This is a genomic window from Variovorax gossypii (assembly GCF_003965815.1).
Classification (GTDB): Bacteria; Pseudomonadota; Gammaproteobacteria; order Burkholderiales; family Burkholderiaceae_C; genus Variovorax; species Variovorax gossypii.
The window spans coordinates 169,545-191,099 of record NZ_RXOE01000010.1; the positions used below are offsets into that span (position 1 = coordinate 169,545).

A 21,555-nucleotide genomic window follows, 5' to 3' on the forward strand; every position below is an offset into this window, starting at 1 on the left:
AGACCCAGCGTCACAGTCGGAAAAACGAAAGGCCGCCCTGAGGCGGCCTTCGATGCGAGCCCTGGGGCTCTCTCTTACATCAGGCGCTTGGGTGCCGCGTGATGGTGGTCCTGCAGGCGGTCCTTGTGGCGCACCACCTGGCGGTCGAGCTTGTCGACCAGTTCATCGACCGCAGCGTAGAGATCAGCGTGGCTCGACTCCGCGAACATGTCATTGCCCTTGACGTGGATGTTGCATTCCGCCCTTTGGCGGCGTTCCTTTTCCTTCTGCTTTTCCACCGTGAGGATCACCTTTACATCGACCACCTGGTCGAAATGTCGGATGACCCGGTCCAGCTTGCTCGTGACGTAGGTGCGCAAGGCAGGTGTGACGTCGAGGTGATGACCGCTGATCGTCAAATTCATGAATGACCTCCTGGAATTGACGGTTGGGGAAATGACCGCGCCGCAGGATGCGGTTTGGCCGGCGAAACGGGAGTTCTCTTGGGGGTAGGGAAAGGGAGGAAGGGGGAGGGGAAGAAGAGGAGAAAGAGGGGACGGTCGATTCACTATGCCCAAGCTGTCACGGTATTGCAATACCTGAGTTGCCCGGGGTTTTGCCGCCTCTTGAGCAGCTTTTCACACGCTAGCGAATCGATAGCTGCGGGCACGCGCGGGGCTGGCGATGCCGCGCGTTCGAAACAAGTGTTTCAGCGCCGCGCGGCCGGTGACCCTGCCGCCGGAAGGGCCAGCCGCCCTGCCCGCTCATGCAGCCGCCCGCTCAGCGCCAGGCAGCGCGCATCCTGTTTCGCAGGTCGATCACCGCGCTGGGCGGCGGCACGGCCGGTGCCCGCTCGGGCGGAGGCGGCCAGGTCTGCTGCTCGAAGCCTTCCAGGTCGGCGTCGGCGATGAAGCGCGTGCGGTTGGCGTACATGTGCCTGTCGCCTCGCGCCGCCTGCTGCGTGACGTAGAAGCGCTGCGGCACCAGCAGGTGCAGGTGGTCGCGGGCCCGGGTCATCGCGACGTAGAGCAGCCGGCGCTCCTCTTCCAGCTCGTGCGCGCTCTGCGCCACGTCGGCCGGCAGGCAGCCGTCGACCACGTTGAGCACGTGCACCGAGTTCCACTCCTGCCCCTTTGCCGAGTGGATGGTGGAGAGGATCAGGTAGTCCTCGTCGAGCAGCGGCGGCCCCGGCCGGTCGCTGGTGGCTTCGGGCGGATCGAGCGTGAGTTCGGTGAGGAAGCGCTCGCGCGAGGCATACCCGGCCGCGAGGCGCGCGAGCTGTTCCACGTCGGCGCGCCGCACGCCGGAGGTGTCCTCGTACAGGCGCTCCAGGTGCGGCAGGTACCAGTCCATCGCCAGCTCGACGTCGGCCGGCCACTTGAGCCCCGGCGCGCGCAGGGCGGCATAGGCGTCGACGAAGTCGGCCCATTGCGCGCGGGCGGCCGAAGGCGGCACGAACTCGCGCACGGCGGCGGCCGGGTCGGCGGCCTGCTCCATCGCGTCGAGCAGGCGTGCGCTGGTGGCGGGGCCGATGCCCGGTATCAGCTGCGTCACCCGGAACCCCGCCATGCGCCCGCGCGGGTTCTGCGCGAAGCGCAGCACCGCGAGCAGGTCCTTCACGTGCGAGGCCTCGAGAAACTTGAGCCCGCCGAACTTCACGAACGGGATGTTGCGCCGCGCCAGCTCGAGCTCGAGCGCCGCGCTGTGCGTCGAGGTGCGGAACAGCACTGCCTGCGACTTCAGCGCCAGCCCGCCCTCGCGATGCGCCAGCACCTTGTCTGCCACCCAGCGCGCCTGCCCGGCCTCGTCGGGCACGAGCACCAGCAGCGGCTTGCCGGCCGAGGGCTTGTCGGTCCACAGCGTCTTGGCATGCCGCTCGGCGGCCTGCGCGATCACGCGATTCGACACGTCGAGGATCGGCTGCGTCGAGCGGTAGTTGCGCTCCAGCGTGACCACGCGCGCCTCCTGCGCGAACTGCGAAGGGAAGTCGAGGATGTTGCGCACCGTGGCGCCGCGAAAGGAATAGATCGACTGCGCGTCGTCCCCCACCACCGTCACGCCGCGCCCGTCGGGCTTGAGCGCCAGCAGGATCGAGGCCTGCAGCAGGTTGGTGTCCTGGTACTCGTCGACCAGCACATGGTCGAAGCGCCCGCCGATGTGCGCGGCCAGCGCGGGTTCGGTGGCCATCTCGGCCCAGTAGAGCAGCAGGTCGTCGTAGTCGAGCACGTTCTGCCGCTGCTTGGCCTCGACATACGCGCCGAACAGCTTCTTCAGCTCGGCCTCCCATTCGTCGCACCAGGGAAAGGCCTCCTTCAGCACATCGGCCAGCGGCGCGCGGGTGTTCACGCAGCGCGAGTAGATCGACAGGCAGGTGCCCTTGCGCGGAAAGCGGTTGACGGTGGAAGACAGGCCGAGCTCGTGGCGCACCAGCCCCATCAGGTCTTCGGCGTCGCCGCGGTCGTGGATGGTGAAGTTCTCGTCGAGCCCGATCTGCGGCGCGTACTCGCGCAGCAGCCGCGCGCCGACGCCGTGGAAGGTGCCCGCCCAGGGCAGCGCGGGCGGCGCCTCGGACTTCAGGCCCAGCACCTGCGCCAGCACCCGGCCGGCGCGGCGCTCCATCTCCTGCGCGGCACGGCGGGAGAAGGTCAGCAGCAGCAGGCGCTGCGGATCGACGCCGCCGGCGATGAGGGTTGCGACGCGGTGCGCCAGCGTGCTGGTCTTGCCCGAGCCGGCGCCCGCGATGACGAGCAGCGGCCGCTCGTCGCGCCCGGCGGTGGCCGCGCTCACGCCGTGCTCGACCGCCGCGCGCTGCGCCTCGTTGAGCGAGGCGAGCGCGTCGGCCAGGCGTTCGGCCTGGGTCTTCGGCACGGCCGGAAAAACGGGGAGCGCAGTGGTCTGCATGGCGCACGACTTTACTGTATGCCCGTCCAGTCCGGCCACCTCGTCGACATATGAGCGGTGACATAATCGCGCCTCGCTGCAACCGGAGATTTTTCCTATGGAAACCGCCCCGTCTCGGCAGCTTTCAACTCCCTTTCGCTGACGCCTTTTCTGCGCTTCCTGCGCACGTCGGGCCGGGGAATTGAAAGCGCCCCTCCCCTCGCCCACCGTCCAGTCATCTCCGGGAGTGAGCCCAATGCTCAACATCTTCACGCTCGCCAACGGCCGCCTCGTCCAGGAAGAGATCGAGGCCCTCGAAGAGCTCTCCAAGTTCCAGCCGATCTGGGTCGACCTCGAATCGCCCACGCTCGAGGAAAAGCGCTGGATCAAGCAGTACTACGGCCTGTCCATTCCCGAAGACGCGATGGACGAGGACATCGAGGAGTCGGCCCGCTTCTACGAGGAAGACAACGGCGAGCTGCACATCCGCTCCGACTTCCTGATCGACGACGACGAGGCCCCGCGCGCGGTGCGCGTCGCCTTCATCCTCAACCAGCACAACACCGACCTGCGCAGCCGCGGCGTGCTGTTCTCGATCCACGACGAGGACGTGCCCGTGTTCCGCCTGCTGCGCATGCGCGCGCGCCGCGCGCCGGGGCTGATCGAGGACGCCAAGGAAGTCATGCTCAAGCTCTTCGACGCCGATGCCGAGTATTCGGCCGACTCGCTGGAGAACATCTACGACGAACTCGAGGCGGCCAGCAAGAAAGTGCTCTCGGGCAACGTCAGCGACGAGCTGGCCGGCGAGGTTCTCGGCGCCATCGCCCGGCAGGAAGACCTGAACGGCCGCATCCGCCGCAACGTGATGGACACGCGCCGCGCGGTCAGCTTCATGATGCGCAGCAAGATGCTCAACGCCGAGCAGTTCGAGGAAGCGCGCCAGATCCTGCGCGACATCGAGTCGCTGGACAACCACACGGCCTTCCTGTTCGACAAGATCAACTTCCTGATGGATGCGACCGTCGGTTTCATCAACATCAACCAGAACAAGACCATCAAGATCTTCTCGGTGGCCAGCGTCGCGCTGCTGCCGCCGACGCTGATCGCCAGCATCTACGGCATGAACTTCAAGTTCATGCCCGAGCTCGACTGGGCCATGGGCTACCCGTATGCCATCGTGCTGATGGCGGCCAGCGCGCTGGTGCCCATGTGGTACTTCCGCCGGCGCGGCTGGCTGAAGTAGGCACGAGCAACGGGCGGGGGCCGGCCCCCGGCCCCGGGGTGCTAGAGTGGCCGGCAGCCAGGCGCTGACCGGAGAGCCACAGTGCGCAGACTTCGTTTCCTCACCAACCGCCATCGCGCGCCGTCCACCAACGCCGCGCTGGGCCTGCTGCTGGCCTTCAACGCCGGCGCCGTCAATGCGGGCGGCTTCCTCGTGCTGCACATGTACACCTCGCCCATGACCGGCTTCGCCTCTCAGCTGGCGGACGGCATGGTGCTGGGAAACGTCAAGCTGCTGCTGAATGCGCTGGGCGCGATCCTGGCCTTCGTGACCGGCGCGGCCGTCTGCGCGGTGCTCGTGAACTGGGGCCGGCAGCACCGCATGCACGGCGTGTACGCACTGCCGCTGATGCTCGAGGCGGCGCTGATGTTTCCCTTCGGGCTCATGGGCGCCATCACGCTGACCTGGGCGACGCCGTTCGCGGTGCCGCTCACCGTGCTGCTGCTGTCCTTCATCATGGGCCTGCAGAACGCGGTGGCGTCCAAGACCTCGGGCGGCAGCATCCGCACCACCCACATGACCGGCAACATCACCGACATGGGCATCGAGATCGGCAAGATGCTCTACTGGAACCGCCGCTCGAAGTCGGCACCGTCGCCGGCCCTTGTCGTGCGCCACGACCGCAGCCGCATGCGCCGCGCCGGCGGTCTGGTCGGCATGTTCGTGCTCGGCGGCGCGGTGGGCGCGCTGGGCTTCAAGTACGTGGGCTTCGTCTGCGTGGTGCCGCTGGCCGCGCTGCTGCTCGCGCTGTCGATCCCGCCGCTGCTGCGCGACATTCCGCGCCGCCGCACGCCCTCGCTCAGCTGAGCTCCCGCGGCGACAACGAAGCCAGCCACGCATCGACGAGCGCGAGGCTGTAGCGGCTCGCCACCGCGACGACGAAGCGTGAGAAGTCGCCGTGCGCGGCATCGTCGGCCCGGTCGGAGATCGTCCGCATCGCCGCGAAGGGCACGCCGTAGTCATGGCACACCTGCGCCACCGACGCACCTTCCATCTCGACCGCGAGCGCATCCGGCAAGGCGCGCTGCAGCGCCGCGCTCTCGGCGGTGGTCGAGACGAACCTGTCGCCGCTCACCAGCAGGCCGCGATGCACCCTCGGCGAACGAAGGCCGAACTCGTCGACGGCCTCCTGCCCCAGCAATGCCACCGGATCGCGCAGCGTCGTTTCGGCAACCGCCGCCAGTGCATCGGCCATGGTCGCATCGGCCGCGAAGCGCGACAGGCCCATCAACGGCACCTCGTACTTCGGGAAGATCGGCGAGGCATCGAGGTCGTGCTGCAGCAGCTGCGTCGCGACCACCACGTCACCTACGTTCACGCCCGGCGCAAGCCCGCCCGCGACGCCGGTGAACACGATGGCCCGCACGCCGAAGCGCTCCAGCAGCACAGTGGCCGTGATTGCCGCGGCGACCTTGCCGATGCGCGACAGCACCGCGACCACCGGCTGGCCATGCAGATGGCCCACCCAGAAGTCGCGGCCCGGGACGCGAACGCGCTGCTCGTCGGGCATCAGCGCGAGGAGCGCGCCCAACTCCTCGTGCATGGCCGCGACGATGGCGATGGGCGCGCGTGACAGAGAGCTCAAGCTACTTCTCTTTCCAGGAACACCGCGGAACCGGCTTTGCCGGGCCGCAGGTGTTGCCCCCTGCAAGGGGGTTGGCGTAGCGACACGAAGTGCGCGAAGCCTGGGGGGTTTACTTGATGTCCACGCCGTAGAAGGTGTGGCGGCCGAAGGGGCTGAGCTTGAAGTCGATCACTTCCTTGCGCACCGGCTTCAGCTGCACCGCGTGCGCGATGGTGAACCACGGTGCCTGCTCCTTGAAGATCAGCTGGGCCTTCTTGTAGAGCGCGTCGCGGTCGGCCTGCTTGGTCGCGCTCTTGGCCTTCACCACGAGGTCTTCGTACGGCTGGTAGCAGAACTTCGAGATGTTGCTGCCGCTGGCCGACTTGGCCGACGAGCAGCCCAGCAGCGTGTAGAGGAAGTTGTCGGGGTCGCCGTTGTCGCCGGTCCAGCCCAGCATGCCCATCTGGTGCTCGCCGGCCTGCAAGCGCTTGCGGTACTCGCCCCACTCGAAGCTCTTGATCTCGGCCTTGACGTTGATCTTGGCCAGGTCGGCCTGCATCAGCTCGGCGATGCGCTTGGCGTTCGGGTTGTAAGGGCGCTGCACCGGCATGGCCCACAGGTCGGTCGAGAAGCCGTCGGGGAAGCCGGCCTGCGCCAGCAGCTTCTTCGCGGCTTCGGGGTCATACGGGTCGTCCTTCACCGCGTCGTTGTAGGACCACATGGTCGGCGGGATCGGGTTCTTCGCCGCCACGCCGGTCGACAGGTACACGCCGTCGATGATGGCCTTCTTGTTGATCGCCATGTTGATGGCCTTGCGCACGCGCACGTCGTCGAAGGGCTTCTTCGTCGTGTTGTACGAGAGGTAGCCCACGTTCAGGCCGGGCTGCTCCAGCAGCTGCACGTTCGGGTCCTTGCGGATCGCGTCGAGGTCGGCCGGGTTCGGGTACGGCATGACGTGGCACTCGCCCTTCTGCAGCTTGGCCCAGCGCACCGACGCGTCGGGCGTGATCGCGAACACGAGGTCGTCGATCTTGGCCTTGCCGCCCCAGTACTGCGGGAAGGCCTTGAAGCGGATGATCGCGTCCTTCTGGTACTGCACCAGGTAGAAGGGGCCGGTGCCGATCGGGTCCTGGTCGACCTTCTCGGGCGTGCCGGCCTTCAGCATCGCGATGGCGTATTCCTTCGACTGGATGCCCGCGTACTGCATCGCCAGGTTCGCGAGGAACGGCGCCTCGGGCTGGTTCAGCACGATCTTCACGGTGTAGTCGTCGATGCGGTCCACCGTCTTCAGCAGCTTGGGCATGCCCATGTCGTTGAAGTACGAGTGGTTCTGGCTCGTCACCTTGAAGAAGGGGTCGCTCTCCTTCCACTGCCGCTCCAGCATGAAGATGAAGTCGTCGGCGTTGAAGTCGCGCGTAGGCTTGAAGCTCTTGCTCGTGGTGTGCCACTTCACGCCCTTGCGCAGGTGGAAGGTGTAGACCGTGCCGTCGGCCGAGATGTCCCATTTCTCGGCGAGGCCGGGCACGACCTTGGTGCCGCCGCGCTCGAACTCGACGATGGTGTTGTAGACCTGCGTGGTCACGTCGAACGAGGTGCCGGTGGTGTTCATCCCCGGATAGAAATTCTCGGGACTGCCTTCCGAGCAATACACCAGCGTCTTGGCGGACACCGCGCCGCAGGCCAGGGTAAGGGCTGCAAGCGCTGTCGGTGCCAGGAGCGCCAGGCTTCGTGAGCGGCGCGAAACGGTGGGCTGGGTCTTCATGTGGACTCCTTGATACACGGTTGAAAAAACTGCGAGAACGGAAACGAAAGCGGAAACTGAAACGGAAAGGACACTAGGAATTCGTCGCCATCGCGATGGCGGCGGAGGGAACATCGGCACGCACCAATGGCGCGCCTTCGAGGAACTTCTCTGAAAAGTGGCAGGCCACCAGCCGCTCGTCGAGCATGCGCGGCAGCGGCCTTTCCTCGCGGCAGCGCGGCTCCACATGCGGGCAGCGCGTGCTGAACACGCAGCCCGACGGCGGATTCAGCGGCGACGGCAGCTCGCCCTTGAGCACGATGCGCTGGCTGCTCAGGCCCGGCGTCGAGGCCAGCAGCGCCTGCGTGTAGGGATGCAGCGGTCGCGCGAAGATGCGCGACTTCGGACCCTGTTCCACCGCGTGGCCGAGGTACATCACGAGCACGTCGTGCGCGATGTGCCGCACCACGCCGAGGTCGTGCGAGATGAAGAGATACGCGAGGCCCAGCTCGGCCTGCAGGTCGGCCAGCAGGTTGAGCACCTGCGCCTGGATCGACACGTCGAGCGCCGACACCGGCTCGTCGGCCACCAGCAGGCGCGGGTTCAGCATCAGCGCGCGCGCGATGGCGATGCGCTGGCGCTGCCCGCCCGAGAACATGTGCGGATAGCGATTGGCGTACTCGGGCCGCAGGCCCACGCGCGCGAGCATGTCGCGGGCCTTCGCGGCGCGCTCGGGCTTGCCCATGCTCGTGTTGATGGCCAGCGGATCCTCGAGCACCGTCGAGATCTTCTTGCGCGGATTGAGCGAGCCGTACGGGTTCTGGAACACCAGCTGCACCGCCTGGCGCAGCTCCCGCTTGCGCTCGGCGGGCGTGTCGACCGCATCGGCGCCGACCAGCGTGAGCTGGCCTGCCGTCGGCTTCTCGATCAGCGAGACCATGCGCGCCAGCGTCGACTTGCCGCAGCCCGATTCGCCGACCACGGCCAGCGTGCGGCCGCGCTCGATGCGAAAGGAAATGTCGCCCACGGCACGCAGGTGCGAAGGCGCGCGGAACAGCCCGCGGCGGACGTCGTAGGTGCGCTGGAGGTTCTTCGCCTCGACGACCACTTCGGTCGAAGCATGGGTGGATGCCGCGCTCATGCCGCCACCTCTGCGGCCTGCCGCTTCGGCGGATCGCTCGCGATCGCCTCCCTGCGCCCAGGATCGCCGAGCGGAAAGTGGCAGCGCACCTCGGCACCATGCGATTCCCTCAGCGCCGGCCGCACCTGGCAGGCGCGCTCGGTGACGTAACCGCAGCGCGGCGCGAACAGGCAGCCTGCCGGCCGGTCGTGCACGCCGGGCACCACGCCGCTGATGGTGGCGAGCCGCCCCTCGGGCGCGGCGCGCTCGGGCAGCGCCGCGAGCAGCGCCTCGGTGTAGGGATGCTGCGGCGAGGCGAAGAGCCTATCGACGCGCTGGTGCTCCATCACCTGGCCCGCGTACATCACGGCGATGCGCTGCGCCATCTCGCTGACCACGCCCATGTTGTGCGTGATGAGCACCAGCGCCATGCCGCGCTCCTTCTGCAGGTCGCGCAGCAGGTCGAGGATCTGCGCCTGGATGGTCACGTCTAGCGCGGTGGTCGGCTCGTCGGCGATCAGCAGGCGCGGGTTGCAGGCAATGGCCATCGCGATCATCACGCGCTGGTTCATGCCGCCCGAGAGCTGGTGCGGAAAGCTGCCCAGGCGCGATGACGCTGCCGGAATGCCGACCTGCTCCAGCAGTTCGGTGGCGCGTTTCTTTGCTTCGCGCTTGTCGAGCTTCAGGTGCAGCCGCAGCGTCTCCATCAGCTGGAAGCCGATGGTGAAGCAGGGGTTGAGGCTGGTGGTCGGCTCCTGGAAGATCATCGCGACTTCCTTGCCGACCAGCGAACGGCGCGCCTTGTCGGAAATGCCGAGCAGGTCGTTGCCCGCGAAGCGCATGTGGTCCGCGCGCACGCGGCCCGGAAAGCCGACGAGGCCCATCAGCGCCATCATCGTGACGCTCTTGCCCGAGCCCGATTCGCCGACGATGCCGAGCACCTCGCCTTCTTCGAGACTGAGGCTCACGCCGTCTACCGCATGCAACACGCCCCCTTGAGTCGGGAACTCGACGTGCAGATCCTTGATGTCAAGCAAAGGCATCTTTTCTCTCCTTTGCTTCAGCGCTTGAGCTTGGGGTCCAGCGCATCGCGCAGGCCGTCGCCCAGAAGATTGAAAGCCAGCACGGCCGCGAGGATCGCCATGCCGGGGAAGGTGACCACCCACCATGCGCGCAGCACGAATTCGCGCGCGTCGGCCAGCATCGTTCCCCACTCGGGCGAAGGCGGCTGCGCGCCAAGGCCGAGGAAGCCAAGCGCCGCCGCGTCGAGGATGGCGGTGGAGATGCCGAGCGAAGCCTGCACGATCAGCGGCGCGGCGCAGTTGGGCAGCACCTCGCTGAACATCAGCCGCAGCGTGCCGGCGCCGCTCACGCGCGCGGCGGTCACGTAGTCGCGCGAAACCTCGGCGATGACGGCGGCGCGCGTGATGCGCACGTAGTGCGGCAGCACCACGATGGCCACCGCGAGCATCGCGTTGATGAGCCCCGGCCCGAGGATCGCGACGATCACGATGGCCAGCAGCAGGCTGGGCAGCGTGAGCACGATGTCCATCAGCCGCATGATCGCGATCTCGAGCACGCCGCGGAAGAAGCCCGCGATCAGGCCGAGCACGATGCCGACGACCACCGACAGCGCCACCACCGCGACGCCGATCGACAGCGACAGGCGCGCGCCGTACATGAGCCGCGAAAGAATGTCGCGGCCGATGGCGTCGGTGCCCAGCAGGTAGCTCATCGAGCCGCCCTGCTGCCACGCCGGCGGCTGCAGGAAGGCGGCGCTGTTGGTCTCGTTGGGTGCGTGCGGCGCGATCCACGGTGCGAACAGCGCGACCAGCAGCAGCACGACGATGGTGGCGAGCCCGATGACCGCGCCGCGGTTGGCCGAAAAGGCCGTCCAGAATTCGCGCCAGGGGCCGGGAGGGGCGGCGCTTTTCACGCCGTTCGAAATGATCTGTGTCGAGGCCATGAGCTCAGCGCCGGATGCGGGGATTGATGACGCCGTAAGCCACGTCGACGAGAAGATTCACGAGCATCACGATGCCGCCGAGCAGCAGCATGCCGCCCTGCAGCACCGGATAGTCGCGCCGGCCGATGGCCTCGATGAGCCACTTGCCGACGCCGGGCCAGGAGAAGATGGTCTCGGTGAGGATCGCGCCCGTGAAGAGCACGCCCACCTGCAGGCCGATGACGGTCACGACCGGAATGAGCGCATTGCGCAGCGCATGCAGCCCCACCACGCGCAAGCGCGAGAGGCCCTTGGCGCGCGCGGTGCGGATGTAGTCCTCGCCCAGCACCTCGAGCATGGCCGAGCGCGTCATGCGAGCGATGACCGCGAGCGGCACGGTGCCGAGCACCACGGCCGGCAGCACGAGGTGATGCAGCGCCGACCAGAAGGCGCCGGTGTCGCCGGCGCGCAGTGCGTCGATCAGCAGGAAGCCGGTGTCGGGCTCGACGTAGTACTGCACCGCGATGCGGCCCGACACGGGCGTCCATCCGAGCTGCACCGAGAAGAACAGGATCAGCAGCAGCCCCCACCAGAAGATCGGCATCGAGTAGCCGGTGAGCGAGGTGGCCATCACGCCGTGGTCGAAGATGGAATTGCGCCGCACCGCCGCGAGGATGCCGGCCGGCAGGCCGAGCAGCAGCGCGAAGAGAATTGCGCACACCGCGAGCTCGACCGTGGCCGGGAAGAGCGAGAGGAACTCGCTCATCACCGTGTCCTGCGTGATGAGCGACTTGCCGAGATCGCCGTGCAGCACGCGGGCGATGTAGATGCCGTACTGCACGATCACCGGCTTGTCGAAGCCGTAGGCGGTGCGCAGTTCGGCATGGCGCGCGGGGTCGATTCCGCGCTCGCCGGCCATGGTTTCGATAGGGTCACCCGGCACGAGCCGGATGAGGAAGAAGGCGAGCAATGTCATGCCGAAGAAGGTCGGCACCAACAGACTCAAACGGGTAAAGACAAACCTGAGCATCGACCCGCGAATATGCAAGATCGATGCCTCGGCCCCACCCGGGCCGAACCCTTATTCCAGCACTTACTTCTTGGCGTCGCGCAGCTCGCGGCGAAGGATCTTGCCGACCGGCGTCTTCGGCATGTCGGTACGAAACTCTACGATGCGCGGCTGCTTGTAACCCGTAAGGTTTGCTCTGCAGTATTCGCGCACCTGCGCTTCGGTGAGTGAAGGGTCTTTCTTCACGATCACGAGCTTCACGGCCTCGCCGGTCTTGTCGTCGGGCACGCCGACCGCGGCGCACTCGAGCACGCCCGGAATGAGTGCGACCACATCCTCGATCTCGTTCGGGTACACGTTGAAGCCCGACACCAGGATCATGTCCTTCTTGCGGTCGACCACCTTGAAGTAGCCGCGCTCGTCGACCACGCCGATGTCGCCGCTCTTGAAGTAGCCGTCGGCCGTCATGACCTTGGCGGTCTCGTCGGGACGCTGCCAGTAGCCGGCCATCACCTGCGGGCCCTTGATCGCGATTTCGCCGCGCTCGCCGACGGGCACTTCGTTGCCGTCGTCGTCGAGCAGCTTGAGCCAGGTGCTCGGCAGCGGCAGGCCGATGGTGCCGGTGTAGGCCGTGCTGTTGGTCGGGTTGCAGGTGGCCGAGGGCGAGGTTTCGGAGAGGCCGTAGCCCTCGCAGATCGGGCAGCCGGTCTTCTCGAGCCAGAGCTTCGCGACTGCGGCCTGCACCGCCATGCCGCCGCCGACCGAGACCTTGAGGTTCTTCCAGTTGACGGTGTTGAAGTCGGGATGGTTCGCGAGGCCGTTGAACAGCGTGTTGACGGCCGGGAAACTGTGGATGGTGTGCTTGGAGAGTTCCTTCAGCACGCCGGGAATGTCGCGCGGATTCGGGATCAGGATCAGCTTGCCGCCCGTACGCATGCTCAGCATCATGCCGACCGTGAACGCGAAGATGTGATACAGCGGCAGCGCGCACACGCCCGTGGGCTGCTCGTTGGCCGGCACCTTGTTCATGACCGGCTCGTTCCATGCCTCGGACTGCAGCACGTTGGCGATCACGTTGCGATGCAGGAGCACCGCGCCCTTCGACACGCCGGTGGTGCCGCCGGTGTATTGCAGCACCGCCACGTCGTCGGGGCCGATGGCCACGGGCTTCGGCGAGGCACTCGCGCCCTTGTCGAGCGCGTCGTTGAAGCGCACCGCGCCCGGCAGGCTGAAGGGAGGCACCAGCTTCTTGACGTTGCGCACCACGTAGTTGACGAGCGCGCCCTTCAGGAAGCCGAGGCGGTCGCCCATGGAGGCCAGCACGATGTGCTTGACCGGCGTACTCGCGATGCATTGCTGCAGCGTGGTGCCGAAGTTCTCCATGATGACGATGGCCTTCGCGCCCGAGTCCTTGAGCTGGTGCTCGAGTTCGCGCGGCGTGTACAGCGGGTTCACGTTGACCAGGATCAGGCCGGCGCGCAGGATGCCCGCGACCGCGACCGGGTACTGCGGGCAGTTCGGCATCATGACCGCGACACGGTCTCCCTTGGCCAGGCCCAGGCCCAGGCCCTGCAGGTAGCCCGCGAACGACTTGCTCTGCCTGTCGGTCTCGGCATAGCTGATGTCCTTGCCCATGAAGCTGTAGGCCGTGCGGTCCGCGTACTTCGTGAAGCTCTCTTCCATGAGCGCGACCAGCGAGGGGTACTGCGAGGCGTCGATATCGGCAGGCACGCCCTGCGGATAGCTGCTGAGCCAGGGACGATCGGTCATTGTTTTGTCTCCTCCGGGAGTCGGACTGTTGAAAACGAAAACGGCGCACGAAGTGGCGCCGCGAAGAACTCGTCCGCTGCGCGGACGGGGACCTTCGGCCTATTCGATGGCCTTGCCCATATCTTCCACTACTTTTTTGGCATCGCCAAAGACCATCATGGTCTTGTCCATGTAGAAGAGCTCGTTGTCCAGGCCGGCATAACCTGCGGCCATGGAGCGCTTGTTGACGATGACGGTCTTGGCCTTGTAGGCCTCCAGGATCGGCATGCCGTAGATCGGGCTGCCCTTGGTGTGCGCGGCAGGGTTCACGACGTCGTTGGCGCCCAGGATGATCGCCACATCGGCCTGGCCGAACTCGCCGTTGATGTCTTCCATTTCGAACACCTGGTCGTAGGGCACCTCGGCCTCGGCCAGCAGCACGTTCATGTGGCCGGGCATGCGGCCCGCCACCGGGTGGATGGCGTACTTCACGGTGATGCCCTTCTCGACGAGCTTCTGCGCGAGTTCCTTCACCGCGTGCTGGGCACGGGCGACCGCCAGGCCGTAGCCGGGCACGATCACCACCGTCTCGGCGTTGCCGAGCACGAAGGCCGCGTCGTCGGCGCTGCCGCTCTTCACGGGGCGCTGCTCCTTCGCACCGCCCGTGGCCGCGGTCGCGTCGCCGCCGAAGCCGCCCAGGATCACGTTGAAGAACGAGCGGTTCATGGCCTTGCACATGATGTAGCTCAGGATCGCGCCCGAGGAGCCCACCAGCGAGCCGGCCACGATCAGCATCGCGTTGTTCAGGCTGAAGCCGATGCCCGCGGCCGCCCAGCCCGAGTAGCTGTTGAGCATCGACACCACCACCGGCATGTCGGCGCCGCCGATCGGGATGATGATGAGCACGCCCATCACGAAGGCCAGCGCCAGCATCGCAAAGAAGGCCGGCCAGCTTTCGGTGAACACGAACACCAGCCCCAGGCCGATGGTCGCGAGGCCCAGCACGAGGTTGAGCATGTGCTGGCCCGCGAACTGCACCGGCGCGCCCTGGAACAGGCGGAACTTGTACTTGCCCGAGAGCTTGCCGAAGGCGATGACCGAGCCGCTGAAGGTGATGGCGCCGATGGCCGCCCCCAGGAACAACTCGAGCCGGTTGCCGCTCGGGATCGGATCACCCTTGAGCGCGATGCCGAAGGCATGAGGCTCGGCCACGGCGGCCACCGCGATGAACACCGCGGCCAGGCCGATCATGCTGTGCATGAAGGCGACCAGCTCGGGCATCTTGGTCATCTCGACCTTGTTGGCCATGTAGGCGCCCAGGCCGCCGCCGGCGACCAGCGCGACCAGCACGTAGGCCAGTCCGTTGAGGTTGCCGCTGGCGAGCTTGTAGATCAGCGCGCCGGTGGTCAGCACGGCGATCGCCATGCCGGTCATGCCGAAGATGTTGCCGCGGATCGAAGTGGTGGGATGGCTCAGGCCCTTCAGGGCCTGGATGAAGCAGATGCTGGCGACGAGGTACAGCAGCGTGACGAGATTCATGCTCACTTGGCGGCTCCCTCGGCGTTGGCCGCGGGGGCGGCCTTCTTGTCCTTCTTCTTGAACATCTCCAGCATCCGCCGCGTGACGAGGAAGCCGCCGAAGACGTTCACCGCGGCCAGCGCCACGGCGAGCACACCCATGGTCTTGCCCAGCGGCGTGTCGGTGAGCGCGGCCGCCAGCATGGCGCCCACGATCACGATGGCCGAGATGGCGTTGGTCACGGCCATCAGCGGCGTATGCAGCGCTGGCGTGACGGTCCACACGACGTGGTAGCCGACGTAGATGGCCAGCACGAAGATGATCAGGTTGATGACTGTGTGAGAGACGATGTCCATGTTCTTCTCCTCGGCGGGCTGGGTTACTTCTTCGTGACCTGGCCGTCCTGCGTGACGCGGCAGGCGGCGACGATGTCGTCCTCGAGGTCGATCTTCAGCGCGCCCTCCTTGGTGACGATGAGCTTGAGAAAGTCGAGCACGTTGCGCGCGTAGAGCGCCGATGCGTCGGCCGCCACGAGCGCGGCGAGGTTGGTCTCGCCCACGATGGTCACGCCGTGCTTCACCACCGTCCTGTCGGCTTCCGACAGCGGGCAGTTGCCGCCCACACCGTCGGGGCCCTTGCCGGCCGCGATGTCGACGATGACGGAGCCCGGCTTCATCGCCTTGACCATGTCCTCGGTGATGAGCGTCGGCGCGGCGCGGCCCGGGATGAGCGCGGTGCTGATGACCACGTCGGCCAGCGCCACGCGCTTGGCGACCTCGGCCTGTTGGCGGGTGAGCCAGCTCGCGGGCATGGGCCGCGCGTAGCCGCCGACGCCTTCGGCCGCGTCCTTCTCTTCCTGGGTTTCGTAGGGCACGTCGATGAACTTGCCGCCCAGCGACTCGATCTGCTCCTTGACGCTCGGGCGCACGTCGGACGCCTCGATGACCGCGCCCAGGCGCTTGGCGGTGGCGATGGCCTGCAGGCCCGCCACGCCCACGCCCAGGATGACGACGCGCGCTGCCTTCACAGTGCCGGCAGCGGTCATGAGCATGGGGAAGAAGCGCTGGTACTTGTCGGCCGCGATCATCACGGCCTTGTAGCCGGCGATGTTGGCCTGGGAGCTGAGCACGTCCATGCTCTGGGCGCGCGTGGTGCGCGGCGCGGCTTCGAGCGCGAAGCCGGTGACGCCGGCGGCGGCCAGGCGCTGCAGGCCGGCCGCGTCGAAGGGATTGAGCATGCCGATGACCACGGCGCCGGACTTCAGCAGCGAGGTTTCCGATTCGGTCGGGGTGCGCACCTTGAGCACCATGTCGGCGGAGAAGGCACCCGGTTGATCGGTGATCTCTGCACCTGCGGCCTGATAGGCGCTGTCGGTGACGCTGGCCGCGACGCCTGCCCCCGACTGCACCCGTACGGTGTGCCCTGAGGCGACAAGTTTCTTCACCGTCTCAGGTGTAACAGCCACGCGGGTTTCGCCTGCCAGTGTCTCGGCGGGCACGCCTATCAGCATAGAGATCTCCTCAGAGCAAGGGGCACAGGGGGAATGCCGGCAGCTTACAGCAAGATTACAGCCGATCGCTGTCGCCGGAGTGCTCTGTCGTTTTCATCCCAAAGCGTCGAGGAGCTTATGGTTACTATAACTTTCGCTATTTAATTGATAGCGAATTCGGGTATTCGATAGCGGTTTGCGAGAAGGCCGGCGCGTGTTTCCTCGGCATGCCGGACGGATTTCCGCCTGATTGCCCGGCAAAAGTACTTCCAATGCCTGACGGAAGCCCGTCAATCAAAATCTCCATTTGTATCCAACTGCTGCCAACTTCGTTAACAAGCAATCAGAAATCGGCGATTTGCGTGCATTATTTGCAAATCCAAAAACTTTACCTTAGTCGCAGATAGATACACTTCTACTAACAATCGCCAGTTCACGGAAGCTGACGAAGGGAGGAAGAAGGGGTAGGAATGCGAATCGCGGTACTCGATGAAGGTGTAGATCACTTCAAGCGGATCAATCAGACCATGGCGGCACTCGAGCACGAGTGCCATCCCTATACGGAAGGCAAGGCCCTGCTGCAGGCGATGCGCCGCCAGACCTTCGACCTGCTGATACTCGGCTGGAATCTCCCTGACATGAAGGGTCCCGAGGTGGTAGCGACCATCCGTCGGGATCTCAACAGCCGGCTTCCCATTCTTTTCGTGTCCGACAAGCCCGGCGAGGCCGACATGGTCGAGGGCCTCAACGCCGGCGCGGACGACTTCATGGCCAAGCCCGCCCGCGCCGGCGAACTCGAAGCCCGCGTGAACGCGCTGCTGCGCCGCTCCTACCCGGCCCAGCACGAGGCGGAACTGGTCTTCGGGCCCTATCACTTCTATCCGCCGTCGCGCGTACTCAAGGTCCGCGGCGTGCAGGTCGAACTCAAGAACCGCGAATACGAGCTCGCGCTGTTCCTGTTCCAGAACCTCGGCCGGCTACTCTCGCGGGAGCATCTGCACGAAGCCGTCTGGGGCCTCGGCATCGAGGCGCTCTCGCGCTCGCTCGACACCCATATCTCGCGCCTGCGGACCAAGCTCGACCTGCGCCCCGCAAACGGCTTCCTGCTGCTGGCCATCTACGGCCTGGGCTACCGGCTCGAAACCATCGAAGCCGATGCGTTGCCCGGAGTCAACGTACGCTGACCCCGGAAATCTCAGCGGGCTAAAGTAGCCTCCAGCGGCTAGCGCGGCAACCAACACGGCCGCCGCAAGAACGGGCGATGTGCCCGCCGCCACGAGGAACGAGACGAATGAATCCGATGATCCGGCTGCTGCTCGCCGCCACATTGCTCTGGAGCTGGCTCGGGCCGGCCGCCGCACAGGAAGTGGTGGAGGCCAGCGACATGGTGCGCGGCGGCATGCAGGCGATCGAGATGATCGACCAGGGCAAGGCCGGCGAACTGTGGGACGGCGCCGCCCCGGCCACGCGCAAGCGGGTGACGCGCGCCGACTTCCTCGGCCAGGTCGCCCGGAGCCGGGCACAGATCGGCGTGCCGCAGATGCGCACCTGGGTCTCGGTCAACCGCCAGGTCGTTGCCGCGCAAGACGGCGACACGGCCGGCCAGTACGTCAGCATCGAATACGAGACCCGGTTCGCGAGCAAGTCCGACGGCACGGTGCGCGAACTCGTGAGCTTCCATCTCGACCAGGACCGCGTCTGGCGCTTCAGCGGCTATGCACTGAAATAAGGAAAGGAGCCGAGAACATGGCAGGTCCGCGCTGGAAACCCAATGTCACCGTGGCTGCGGTGATCGAGCGCGACGGGCGCTTCCTGCTCGTCGAGGAGCAGACCAGCGACGGCCTTCGGCTCAACACGCCGGCCGGGCACCTGGACCCCGGCGAGTCGCCCGCCGAAGGCTGCGCGCGCGAAACGCTGGAAGAAACAGCCCATCATTTCACGCCAACGGCGCTCATCGGCATCTACATGGCGCGTTCCCGGCCGCTGGCGGAACGCGGCGAGGACACCACCTACATGCGTTTCGCGTTCTCAGGCACCTTGGGCGCGTTCGAGGCAGGCCGCCCGCTCGACGAAGGCATCGTGCGCACCGTGTGGATGACTGCCGACGAAATCCGCACCAGCGTCGCCCGGCACCGCAGCCCGCTGCTGCTGCAATGTGTCGAGGACCACCTGGCCGGCAAGCGCCACCCGCTGGACCTCGTTTACGTCGACGAATCGGTGCGGTCCGCGCCCTGATCGGCTGAAGAGGCTCAGACGATGACGCCGCCGCCAAGGCAGCGCTCGCCGTCGTAGAGCACGGCCGACTGCCCCGGGGTCACTGCCCATTGCGCTTCGCCGAAGCGCAGGCCGAAGGTGCCGGCATCTCCCGCATCCATCTCGCAGGCCGCATCCGCCTGCCGGTAGCGCGCCTTGGAGCCGTAGCCGCCCGGCACCGGCGGCTCGCCGGAAATCCAGCTCGCGTCGTCCGCCTTCAGCTGAGACGACAGCAACCACGGATGGTCGTGCCCCTGCACCACCCACAGCGTGTTCTTCTCGATGTCCTTGCGCGCCACGAACCACGGTGAGTGGTCGCCCGAACCGCGCTGCGCGCCCTTTTCCTTCACGCCGCCGATGCCCAGCCCCTGCCGCTGCCCCAGCGTGTAGAAGCTCAGCCCCTGGTGCTCGCCCAGCTTGCGGCCCCGGTCGTCCTTGATCGGGCCGGGCTCCTTGGAGATGTAGCGGTTCAGGAATTCGCGGAACGGCCGCTCGCCGATGAAGCAGATGCCGGTCGAGTCCTTCTTCTTCGCGTTGGGCAGGCCGATTTCCTCGGCGATGCGGCGCACTTCGGTCTTGTGCAGCTCGCCGACCGGGAACATCGTCTTCGACAGCTGCGCCTGGTTCAGGCGGTGCAGGAAGTAGCTCTGGTCCTTCGAGGGATCGAGTCCCTTGAGCAGCTCGTGCCTGCCGGTCGCCTCGTTCAGCCGCACGCGGGCGTAGTGGCCGGTGGCGATCTTCTCGGCGCCCAGCCGCATGGCGTGGTCGAGGAAGGCCTTGAACTTGATCTCGGCATTGCACAGCACGTCGGGGTTGGGCGTGCGGCCGGCCTTGTATTCGCGCAGGAACTCGGCGAACACGCGGTCCTTGTAGTCGGCCGCGAAGTTGACGTGCTCGATCTCGATGCCCAGCACGTCGGCCACGCTGGCGGCGTCCACGAAGTCGATGTTCGACGAGCAGTACTCGCTGTCGTCGTCGTCTTCCCAGTTCTTCATGAAGATGCCGACCACCTCGTGCCCCTGCTGCTTGAGCAGGTGCGCCGTCACCGCGGAGTCCACTCCGCCGCTCAGTCCCACAACGATCCGATGCTTTGCCATAAGCCCCCTATTGTCCCAGCCCCGCGGAAGGGGCTTCCGGCGTGTGGGAAATCGGGAAAACCCGTGTCGCCGGTTTGTCAGCCTGCGGGTTCGCGGCGCGAAGGCCGGCGCTACAGTGACTCCGCATGAAGGCGGCACAGATCCGCCAGGCGATTTGCAACAGACAACAACCAGCGGAGACAAGACGCATGGCCACCCCTTCCCCAGCTTGCCCCGCCGCATCCTTCGGCGACAGCACTCCCTGGACACGCGCCTACCCGCCCGGCATGCGCTGGGACGCGGAGCTTCCCGTGAAGCCGGTGCAGCAGATGCTCGACGAGGCCGTCGAACGCTGGCCCGACCGGTCGGCCGTCGAGTTCATGGGCCAGGCCATCACCTACCGCGAGCTCGGTGCCGCGGTCGAACGTGCCGCCAAGGGCCTGCAGGACCTGGGCGTGAAGCCCGGCGTACACGTCGGCCTCTACCTGCCGAACACGCCGCACTACCCCATCGCCTTCTTCGCGGTGCTGAAGGCAGGCGGCACGGTGGTGAACTATTCCCCGCTGGACGCCGAGCGCGTGCTGGCCCACAAGATCGAGGACAGCCGCACCGACATCCTGGTCACGCTCGACCTCGTCAACCTGTACCCGCAGATGGCGCGCCTGCTCGACAACTCGCGCCTGAAGACGCTGGTGGTCGGCAGCCTCGGCGACTACGGTGCCATGGGCGACAAGGTGCAGGCCCAGCTGCAGGGCGCCGGCCAGATCGCCCCGGTGCCCGTCGATGAACGGCACGTGCGCTTCACCGATCTGCTCAAGAGCGAAGGCACGCACAAGACCCATCCGCTGGGCGACCTCGCCGAAGAGATCGTGGTGCTGCAGTACACCGGCGGCACCACCGGCCTGCCCAAGGGCGCGATGCTCACGCACGCCAACCTCACATCGGCCTCGGCGCAGTACTACGAGTCGACCAAGGGCGATCCGCCCATCCTGGACGAAGGAACGGAACGCTTCCTGGTGGTGCTGCCGCTCTTCCACATCTTCGCGCTCAGCGCGGCAATGCTGCTCGGCGTGCGCCTGGGCGCGGCGCTGGTGCTGCACACGCGCTTCGACGTCGACGCGGTGATGAACGAGCTCGCCGCCAGCCGGATCAGCGTGTTCCCCGGCGTGCCGACGATGTACACCGCGATCCTCTCGCACCCCAAGGCGAAGGAGATGGACCTGCGCTCGCTCAAGTTCTGCGGCTCCGGCGGCGCGCCGCTGCCGGTGGAAGTGGAGCAGCGCTTCTTCGAGCTCACAGGCTGCCACCTCAACGAGGGCTGGGGCATGACCGAGACCTCGCCCGTGGGCACCTTCACGCCCGCGCGCGGCCTGCGCAAGGCGGGCTCGTGCGGCATGCCGCTGCCGCGAGTGCGCATCAAGCTCGTGAGCCTGGACGACCCGACGCAGGACATCACCGCCTTCGGCGAAGCGGGCGAACTCTGCATCAAGGGCCCGAACGTGATGAAGGGCTACTGGAACAACCCCAAGGCCACGGCCGAGTCGATGACGGCCGACGGCTACTTCCGCAGCGGCGACGTCGCGAAGATGGACGCCGACGGCTACCTCTACATCGTCGACCGCACCAAGGACATGCTGCTGTGCGGCGGCTACAACGTCTACCCGCGCGTGCTGGAAGAGGCGGTGTACGAGCACCCTTCGGTGGCCGAAGTCTGCGTGATCGGCATTCCCGACGAGTACCGCGGCCAGTCGCCCAAGGCCTTCGTGAAGCTGAAGGACGGCGCGCCCGGACTGACGCTCGACGAGCTCAAGTCATTCCTGAAGAACCGCCTCGGCAAGCACGAGATGATCGGCGCGCTGGAGATCCGCGCCGAGCTGCCCAAGACGCCGGTGGGCAAGCTCTCGAAGAAGGATCTGGTGGACGAGGAAGCCCGCAAGCGGGCGGCGTAGC

The 21,555-nt window shown here is 66.6% G+C and carries 19 protein-coding genes; 6 read left to right on the top strand and 13 right to left on the bottom strand.

What is annotated here, in order from left to right:
• Window positions 1-74 precede the first annotated feature (74 nt).
• Together hpf and EJP69_RS27150 are read right to left on the bottom strand one after the other, a co-directional pair.
• The gene (gene hpf / locus EJP69_RS27145) at window positions 75-404 is read right to left on the bottom strand and encodes a ribosome hibernation-promoting factor, HPF/YfiA family (protein WP_019655573.1); all 330 of its coding nucleotides are present in this window, start codon (window positions 402-404) and stop codon (window positions 75-77) included.
• Between the two features lie 355 nt (window positions 405-759).
• On the bottom strand, window positions 760-2,880 hold the full coding sequence (locus EJP69_RS27150; protein ID WP_126473420.1) for an ATP-dependent helicase: 2,121 nt from the start codon (window positions 2,878-2,880) through the stop codon (window positions 760-762).
• A 235-nt stretch (window positions 2,881-3,115) separates the two neighbouring features.
• Here EJP69_RS27150 and corA point away from each other — a divergent pair, with 235 nt between their 5' ends.
• Window positions 3,116-4,102 (top strand): magnesium/cobalt transporter CorA, encoded by a 987-nt coding sequence (gene corA / locus EJP69_RS27155; RefSeq protein ID WP_093203758.1) that lies wholly within the window; start codon window positions 3,116-3,118, stop codon window positions 4,100-4,102.
• Window positions 4,103-4,183: 81 nt separating this feature from the next.
• Window positions 4,184-4,948 carry a YoaK family protein gene (locus tag EJP69_RS27160; RefSeq protein WP_126473422.1) on the top strand — a complete coding sequence of 255 codons (765 nt, stop codon included), beginning with the start codon at window positions 4,184-4,186 and terminating at the stop codon, window positions 4,946-4,948.
• Here the strand turns inward: EJP69_RS27160 and EJP69_RS27165 are convergent.
• The 10 genes from EJP69_RS27165 to EJP69_RS27210 all read right to left on the bottom strand — a co-directional run bounded on the left by EJP69_RS27165 (window position 4,941) and on the right by EJP69_RS27210 (window position 16,297).
• Window positions 4,941-5,684 (bottom strand): 5'-methylthioadenosine/adenosylhomocysteine nucleosidase, encoded by a 744-nt coding sequence (locus tag EJP69_RS27165; RefSeq protein WP_240652305.1) that lies wholly within the window; start codon window positions 5,682-5,684, stop codon window positions 4,941-4,943. The genes EJP69_RS27160 and EJP69_RS27165 overlap by 8 nt on opposite strands.
• A 151-nt stretch (window positions 5,685-5,835) precedes the next feature.
• On the bottom strand, window positions 5,836-7,467 hold the full coding sequence (locus EJP69_RS27170; RefSeq protein ID WP_093203750.1) for an ABC transporter substrate-binding protein: 1,632 nt from the start codon (window positions 7,465-7,467) through the stop codon (window positions 5,836-5,838).
• Between the two features lie 73 nt (window positions 7,468-7,540).
• Window positions 7,541-8,587 (bottom strand): dipeptide ABC transporter ATP-binding protein, encoded by a 1,047-nt coding sequence (locus EJP69_RS27175; RefSeq protein ID WP_126473426.1) that lies wholly within the window; start codon window positions 8,585-8,587, stop codon window positions 7,541-7,543.
• Window positions 8,584-9,609 carry an ABC transporter ATP-binding protein gene (locus EJP69_RS27180; protein ID WP_093203745.1) on the bottom strand — a complete coding sequence of 342 codons (1,026 nt, stop codon included), beginning with the start codon at window positions 9,607-9,609 and terminating at the stop codon, window positions 8,584-8,586. The genes EJP69_RS27175 and EJP69_RS27180 overlap by 4 nt, the downstream gene beginning before the upstream one ends.
• A gap of 17 nt (window positions 9,610-9,626) precedes the next feature.
• Complete coding sequence (locus EJP69_RS27185; protein ID WP_093203742.1) at window positions 9,627-10,532, bottom strand: ABC transporter permease subunit; 906 nt, start codon at window positions 10,530-10,532, stop codon at window positions 9,627-9,629.
• Between the two features lie 4 nt (window positions 10,533-10,536).
• Window positions 10,537-11,541: an ABC transporter permease subunit gene (locus EJP69_RS27190; protein ID WP_093301533.1), complete on the bottom strand. Its 1,005-nt coding sequence runs from the start codon at window positions 11,539-11,541 to the stop codon at window positions 10,537-10,539.
• 63 nt (window positions 11,542-11,604) lie between these two features.
• Window positions 11,605-13,290 (bottom strand): long-chain-fatty-acid--CoA ligase, encoded by a 1,686-nt coding sequence (locus EJP69_RS27195; protein WP_126473428.1) that lies wholly within the window; start codon window positions 13,288-13,290, stop codon window positions 11,605-11,607.
• A gap of 99 nt (window positions 13,291-13,389) precedes the next feature.
• A complete protein-coding gene (locus EJP69_RS27200; protein ID WP_093301531.1) occupies window positions 13,390-14,814 on the bottom strand; it encodes an NAD(P)(+) transhydrogenase (Re/Si-specific) subunit beta in 1,425 nt (474 codons plus the stop codon).
• Window positions 14,811-15,143, bottom strand: a complete 333-nt coding sequence (locus EJP69_RS27205; RefSeq protein WP_093203732.1) for an NAD(P) transhydrogenase subunit alpha part 2 — start codon at window positions 15,141-15,143, stop codon at window positions 14,811-14,813. Before EJP69_RS27205 ends, EJP69_RS27200 begins: the two co-directional genes overlap by 4 nt.
• 23 nt (window positions 15,144-15,166) lie before the next feature.
• Window positions 15,167-16,297: a Re/Si-specific NAD(P)(+) transhydrogenase subunit alpha gene (locus EJP69_RS27210; RefSeq protein ID WP_126473430.1), complete on the bottom strand. Its 1,131-nt coding sequence runs from the start codon at window positions 16,295-16,297 to the stop codon at window positions 15,167-15,169.
• 449 nt (window positions 16,298-16,746) lie between these two features.
• Here EJP69_RS27210 and EJP69_RS27215 point away from each other — a divergent pair, with 449 nt between their 5' ends.
• The 3 genes from EJP69_RS27215 to EJP69_RS27225 all read left to right on the top strand — a co-directional run bounded on the left by EJP69_RS27215 (window position 16,747) and on the right by EJP69_RS27225 (window position 18,511).
• The gene (locus tag EJP69_RS27215) at window positions 16,747-17,460 is read left to right on the top strand and encodes a response regulator transcription factor (protein WP_093203727.1); all 714 of its coding nucleotides are present in this window, start codon (window positions 16,747-16,749) and stop codon (window positions 17,458-17,460) included.
• Between the two features lie 107 nt (window positions 17,461-17,567).
• Window positions 17,568-18,005 carry a DUF4019 domain-containing protein gene (locus EJP69_RS27220; protein WP_126473432.1) on the top strand — a complete coding sequence of 146 codons (438 nt, stop codon included), beginning with the start codon at window positions 17,568-17,570 and terminating at the stop codon, window positions 18,003-18,005.
• Window positions 18,006-18,022: 17 nt separating this feature from the next.
• Entirely contained in the window at window positions 18,023-18,511 is a 489-nt protein-coding gene (locus tag EJP69_RS27225) for an NUDIX hydrolase (protein WP_126473434.1), read from the top strand.
• Window positions 18,512-18,525: 14 nt separating this feature from the next.
• Here EJP69_RS27225 and mnmA read toward each other — a convergent pair whose 3' ends face one another.
• On the bottom strand, window positions 18,526-19,626 hold the full coding sequence (mnmA, locus tag EJP69_RS27230) for a tRNA 2-thiouridine(34) synthase MnmA (RefSeq protein WP_126473436.1): 1,101 nt from the start codon (window positions 19,624-19,626) through the stop codon (window positions 18,526-18,528).
• A gap of 188 nt (window positions 19,627-19,814) precedes the next feature.
• Between mnmA and EJP69_RS27235 the strand changes: the two genes are divergently transcribed.
• Window positions 19,815-21,554, top strand: a complete 1,740-nt coding sequence (locus EJP69_RS27235) for a long-chain-fatty-acid--CoA ligase (RefSeq protein ID WP_126473438.1) — start codon at window positions 19,815-19,817, stop codon at window positions 21,552-21,554.
• Window position 21,555 lies beyond the last annotated feature (1 nt).

Bases quoted from the DNA above. Each gene is read 5' to 3' on its own strand.
- EJP69_RS27205 (WP_093203732.1), bottom strand. From the start codon at position 15,143: ATGGACATCGTCTCTCACACAGTCATCAACCTGATCATCTTCGTGCTG.
- EJP69_RS27150 (WP_126473420.1), bottom strand. From the start codon at position 2,880: ATGCAGACCACTGCGCTCCCCGTTTTTCCGGCCGTGCCGAAGACCCAG.
- EJP69_RS27220 (WP_126473432.1), top strand. From the start codon at position 17,568: ATGAATCCGATGATCCGGCTGCTGCTCGCCGCCACATTGCTCTGGAGC.
- EJP69_RS27175 (WP_126473426.1), bottom strand. From the start codon at position 8,587: ATGAGCGCGGCATCCACCCATGCTTCGACCGAAGTGGTCGTCGAGGCG.
- EJP69_RS27180 (WP_093203745.1), bottom strand. From the start codon at position 9,609: ATGCCTTTGCTTGACATCAAGGATCTGCACGTCGAGTTCCCGACTCAA.
- EJP69_RS27210 (WP_126473430.1), bottom strand. From the start codon at position 16,297: ATGCTGATAGGCGTGCCCGCCGAGACACTGGCAGGCGAAACCCGCGTG.
- hpf (WP_019655573.1), bottom strand. From the start codon at position 404: ATGAATTTGACGATCAGCGGTCATCACCTCGACGTCACACCTGCCTTG.
- corA (WP_093203758.1), top strand. From the start codon at position 3,116: ATGCTCAACATCTTCACGCTCGCCAACGGCCGCCTCGTCCAGGAAGAG.
- EJP69_RS27170 (WP_093203750.1), bottom strand. From the start codon at position 7,467: ATGAAGACCCAGCCCACCGTTTCGCGCCGCTCACGAAGCCTGGCGCTC.
- EJP69_RS27165 (WP_240652305.1), bottom strand. From the start codon at position 5,684: ATGCACGAGGAGTTGGGCGCGCTCCTCGCGCTGATGCCCGACGAGCAG.
- EJP69_RS27190 (WP_093301533.1), bottom strand. From the start codon at position 11,541: ATGCTCAGGTTTGTCTTTACCCGTTTGAGTCTGTTGGTGCCGACCTTC.
- EJP69_RS27215 (WP_093203727.1), top strand. From the start codon at position 16,747: ATGCGAATCGCGGTACTCGATGAAGGTGTAGATCACTTCAAGCGGATC.
- EJP69_RS27185 (WP_093203742.1), bottom strand. From the start codon at position 10,532: ATGGCCTCGACACAGATCATTTCGAACGGCGTGAAAAGCGCCGCCCCT.
- EJP69_RS27225 (WP_126473434.1), top strand. From the start codon at position 18,023: ATGGCAGGTCCGCGCTGGAAACCCAATGTCACCGTGGCTGCGGTGATC.
- mnmA (WP_126473436.1), bottom strand. From the start codon at position 19,626: ATGGCAAAGCATCGGATCGTTGTGGGACTGAGCGGCGGAGTGGACTCC.
- EJP69_RS27235 (WP_126473438.1), top strand. From the start codon at position 19,815: ATGGCCACCCCTTCCCCAGCTTGCCCCGCCGCATCCTTCGGCGACAGC.
- EJP69_RS27195 (WP_126473428.1), bottom strand. From the start codon at position 13,290: ATGACCGATCGTCCCTGGCTCAGCAGCTATCCGCAGGGCGTGCCTGCC.